This window comes from Novosphingobium sp. B-7 (assembly GCF_000410615.1).
Classification (GTDB): Bacteria; Pseudomonadota; Alphaproteobacteria; order Sphingomonadales; family Sphingomonadaceae; genus Novosphingobium; species Novosphingobium capsulatum.
Genome location: NZ_APCQ01000418.1, coordinates 1 through 4,132 on the forward strand (window position 1 = coordinate 1; position 4,132 = coordinate 4,132).

Annotated in this window: 4 protein-coding genes; 1 reads left to right on the forward strand and 3 read right to left on the reverse strand. The window is 68.2% G+C overall.

The features are described 5' to 3' along the window. The first annotated feature begins 166 nt into the window (after positions 1–166). A complete protein-coding gene (locus H926_RS25710) occupies positions 167–1,552 on the forward strand; it encodes a sodium:solute symporter (protein ID WP_043607930.1) in 1,386 nt (461 codons plus the stop codon). A gap of 97 nt (positions 1,553–1,649) precedes the next feature. Here H926_RS25710 and H926_RS0105195 read toward each other — a convergent pair whose 3' ends face one another. From H926_RS0105195 to H926_RS0105205, 3 genes are all read right to left on the reverse strand, one after another. Continuing rightward, positions 1,650–2,027 carry a ferredoxin gene (locus H926_RS0105195; RefSeq protein WP_022675370.1) on the reverse strand — a complete coding sequence of 126 codons (378 nt, stop codon included), beginning with the start codon at positions 2,025–2,027 and terminating at the stop codon, positions 1,650–1,652. Continuing rightward, positions 2,027–2,617: a DUF2497 domain-containing protein gene (locus tag H926_RS0105200; RefSeq protein ID WP_022675371.1), complete on the reverse strand. Its 591-nt coding sequence runs from the start codon at positions 2,615–2,617 to the stop codon at positions 2,027–2,029. Before H926_RS0105200 ends, H926_RS0105195 begins: the two co-directional genes overlap by 1 nt. Before the next feature lie 74 nt (positions 2,618–2,691). After that, positions 2,692–4,128 (reverse strand): TolC family outer membrane protein, encoded by a 1,437-nt coding sequence (locus H926_RS0105205; protein ID WP_028657615.1) that lies wholly within the window; start codon positions 4,126–4,128, stop codon positions 2,692–2,694. Positions 4,129–4,132: the final 4 nt, after the last annotated feature.

A 4,132-nucleotide genomic window follows, 5' to 3' on the forward strand; every position in this document is an offset into this window, starting at 1 on the left:
CGCTGATCACCCTGGCGGTTCCGGTGCTGCTGGTGTTGCTTGCGGTTCTGGCGGTGCCGGCCGATGGCCCCACCTGCCTTGGCATCGGCCTGCGCATCTGGGCGCTGTTTGCCTGTGCGCCGGCGACCAGTGCCTGGCTGTGGTGGCGCCAGCGCGCGGTGCCGGCATGATTGCCGCTTTCGTGGCGGTCATGGCGCTGTCGCTGCTGATCGCGCTGTGGGCGCGGCGCGGGGCAGGGCAGGGGCCGCGCGCCTTTTTCGTGGCGGGGGGGCAACTGGGGGCGATCCTGTTCTTTTTCCTGAGCGTGGGGGAAACCTATTCGATCGCCACGATGCTGGGCTTTCCCGGCGGGGTCTATGCCGGTGGCGAAGGCTTCGTGGTGTGGTTCTTTGGCTATATCCTGCTGGCAGCGCCGGTGCTGGCGGTGCTGGGGCCGTGGATCTGGCGTGCGGGCAACCTCTATGGCGCGGTGACGATTCCCGATTTCTTCGCCGCCCATTTCAACAGCCGCCTGCTGGAACGCGTGATCGCGCTTGGCGCAATTGCCCTGCTGGTGCCGATCGGAACGATGCAGTTCGCCGGCATCCGCCTGGTTCTGGGCGCGCTGGCGCCGGGCCTGCCGATGCCACTGCTGCTGGCTGGCGCGGGGCTGGTGGTGATGGCCTATGTGGCGCTGGCAGGGCTGCGCGCGGCGGCATTCGTTGCCGTGCTCAAGGATGCGCTGATGCTGGGCGCGATCCTGCTGGTGGGGGCATTGGCCCTGCTGCACTGGCCGGGCGCAGCCGCGCCAGTGGCAACCGCCACAGTGGCCGCGCAAGTGCCGGTCACCCTGCCCTTTGCGCTCAGCACCATCGCGGTGCAGGCGCTGGGCTTTGCCATGATTCCGCAGAACTGGGCGTTTCTGTTTGCCGCGCGCGGGCCGCAGGCGATCGTCCGCGCCCAGGCCGCCGCGCCGCTCTACATGGTGATGTTCCCCCTGCTGATGGCCGTGGCGGTGTTTGCCCGGCGCATGGACCTGCCAGTGGCCAAGCCCGATTTCGTGTTCCTGGCCACGGCGCAGCATCTGCTGCCCGGCTGGGCGCTGGGCGTGGTCATGGCCGCCGTGGTCCTGGCGGGCATGGTGATCCTGTCCAGCGTATGTCTGGCGATTGCCCCGCTGATCACCCGCAACGTGTTGCCCGGCCTGGACGGCCGCGCGCAGCAGTGCTGGGCGCAAGGGGTGACGGCATTGTTCATCGCGCTGTCGGCCGCCGGCGCCATGGCCCAGGTGCCGCTGCTCGCCATGCTCAACACCGTGTTCTACTTCGGCATCGTGCAGACCCTGCCGGGCTTTCTCGCGGCGCTGTGGACCGGGCGGGTAAGGGCGGGGGGCGTGCTGGCCGGCATGGGCGTGGCCGCGCTCGCGATCGTCGGGATGCGACTGACTGGGGTTTCAGCGGGCGGGATCAACCCGGGGCTCATTGGCCTGATCCTCAACAGCGTGGTGCTGGCGCTGCTGACCCTGATGTTTCCCCGCCGCGACGGGCATAGCGTGATGGCCATGCTCCGATAGAAGCGCATGGGCTTCGACAAGCTCGGGTCGAACGGAAACTTTTCGCAAGGCCGTTCGCCCTGAGCCTGTCGAAGGGCAACAAGCCTGACGTTTCTGCTTAGGAAGCCGGCGGGTTGAGCCGGTAATCGGCCACCGGCACGCCGCCGATCACGTGCTCCTGGATGATCCGCTCCAGCACCGGCGGAGTGCAGGAATGATACCACACGCCATCGGGATAGACGACGGCGACTGGCCCTGCCGCGCACACGCGCAGGCAGCCGACCTTGCTGCGCAGCACGCCCTGCTTGCCGCCCAGCTTCAATTCGCCCAGCCGCTTTTTCAGGAAAGACCAGGCCGCATCGCTTTCCTTGGCAGAGCAGCACTTGTCCTTGTCGGAATCGGCGCAGAGGAAAATGTGGCGCTGCGGGGCAAAGCCGCCGAGCTTGGCCAGCGTGCCTTCCGCCTCGGCAATTTCCTTGTCGGCCGATTTGCCCATCAGCCGCGCTTGCCAGCGATGCGGGCGATTTCGGCGGCCACCATCTTTTCCACCATGACCGGCAGGTTGCGTTCCAGCCACTGCGCCAGCATCGGGCGCAGCATGTCGCGCACCATGCCTTCCAGCGAGGTTTCGCCCGAACGCACGATCTGCGGCTGGGCGCCGGGCTGGGCCAGCATGGCCAGCGCCGCCAGCGAATCACGCATCGACGCCGCTGCTTCGCGGGGGACCAGGGCTTCGTCCTCGTCCTCGTCAGCCTCGGCACCCGTCGTGGCGCCGGTATCGGCCGCTGCCTTGCCATATTCGCCCATGATCTGCGCGGCCACGTCGGTCAGGTCGAGCACGTCGGCCGGACTGGCGGCGCGGGTCATGCTGATTGCCGGGTTGCTGGCGGTGGTGCGCGGGGCAGCGGTACCCTCGCGCCCGGCCTGGGCCTGAAGCGCGGGGGCAATCGCGGCGGCAGCGGCCGCGGCAGACATCGGCGCACGCGGGGCCGGGGTGGCCGCCGCTTCGCCGCGTACATCGCGCGCGATCACCTTCTTGATCGATTCGAGAATTTCCTCGACCGAAGGTTCACCGGCCTGGCGCATTGTTGTCCCCCACGTTCCTGTTGCCCACGCTGTACAGATATTCGTGCCCGATCACCGGCGGCTGGCGTCGGCGGTCAGGGCAGTGGCTGATCGGGGATTGTCGCATCCTGGGCCGGGGTGTCAACCGTGGCGGTGGCACGGGCCACCGGCGCGGGATCGCTGTCCCAATCCCAGATGCGGTGGTGCACCCGCTCATAGTTGGCCACGGGATCATACAGCGTCCCGCCATCGAGCCCGAGATCGCGCGCCTGTGCCTTGCCCATCGCCGAAAGCAGGGCAAAGCCGGCGACATATTCGTTGCGCTTGGCGGTGACCAATTGCACCTGGGCGTTGAGCAGTTCCTGCTCGGCATCGAGGATGTTGAGGATGGTGCGGTTGCCCACGGTGTTTTCCGCGCGCACGCCCTCGAGGCTGAGCGCCGCCGCATCCACCGCCGTCTGGTTGAGGCCGATCACTTCCTTGGCTGCCAGCCAGGCCGACCAGGCCGAACGCACCGTGGCGATCACCGCACGCTCGGTGCCGATTTCCTGTTCCATCGTCGCGCCCTGGGTGGCCTGCGCCTGGCGCACGCGGGCCGCTGGCGCGCCGCCCTGGAACAACGGGATCGATGCGGTCAGCCCCGCTACCATGTTGCGCGAGGCATTGGGCACGCCGGGCTGATAGCTGCTGAGATAGTTGGTGTTATTGGTCGATGCGTTGGCCGCAATGGTGGGCAGGCGGCTGGCGCCGGCCACCTTCACGTCAAACCCGGCGGCCTTGCTCGCTTCGCGCGCGGCCAGCAGGTCGGGGTTGTTGTCCAGCGCATAGTCGACCGCATCCTCGACGCCACCTGGCATGCCGGCCAGCGCCGGCGGCGCTTCCAGCGTGCCCGGTGCATGGCCGATGATCCGCACATAGGTTTCGCGGCTGGCCACCAGATTGGCTTCGGCCGAACGCAGGCTGGCGCGGGCCAGGGCCAGGCGCGAGCGCGACTGCGCCACGTCGGTACGGGTCACGTCGCCGATCTCGAAGCGGTCGCTGGTCGCCTGAAGGTTGACCTCAAGAACCTGCACGTTGTTCTTTTGCAGGCCGACGATCGCGGCATCGCGGATCACGTCCATATAGGCCGTGACAGTGCTGGTGAACACGCTCGATTCGGTGCCGCGCAGCGAAGCGCGCCCAGCCTCGACTCGCGTTTTGGCGGCGCGAATGCCGTTCTTCACCGCGCCCCCATTGTACAGCGGCACCCCGGCGTTCGCGCCCAGGTTGACCACCCGATCGGGATAGCTGGTGGAGAAATACGAGCCGCCCTTGTCGACATACTCGTTGTAGCTGGCGCTGCCCGAAAGCGAGGGCAGGGCTGCTGCCCGCGCGATCGGCACGTTCTCGTCGGTCGCGCGCAGCGAATCGCGCGCGGCCTGCAGATCGGGGTTGGTCTGGTAGGCGGCGGTCAGCGCGCTGCGCAGGTCATCCGCCTGGGCCGGGGCGCTGCTCGTGGCGATCGCGGCGACCAGCAAGGGGCCTGCCGCCACCGCC

Coding starts and splice junctions, on each gene's coding strand:
- H926_RS0105200 (WP_022675371.1), bottom strand. CDS start 2,617: ATGCGCCAGGCCGGTGAACCTTCGGTCGAGGAAATTCTCGAATCGATC.
- H926_RS25710 (WP_043607930.1), top strand. CDS start 167: ATGATTGCCGCTTTCGTGGCGGTCATGGCGCTGTCGCTGCTGATCGCG.
- H926_RS0105195 (WP_022675370.1), bottom strand. CDS start 2,027: ATGGGCAAATCGGCCGACAAGGAAATTGCCGAGGCGGAAGGCACGCTG.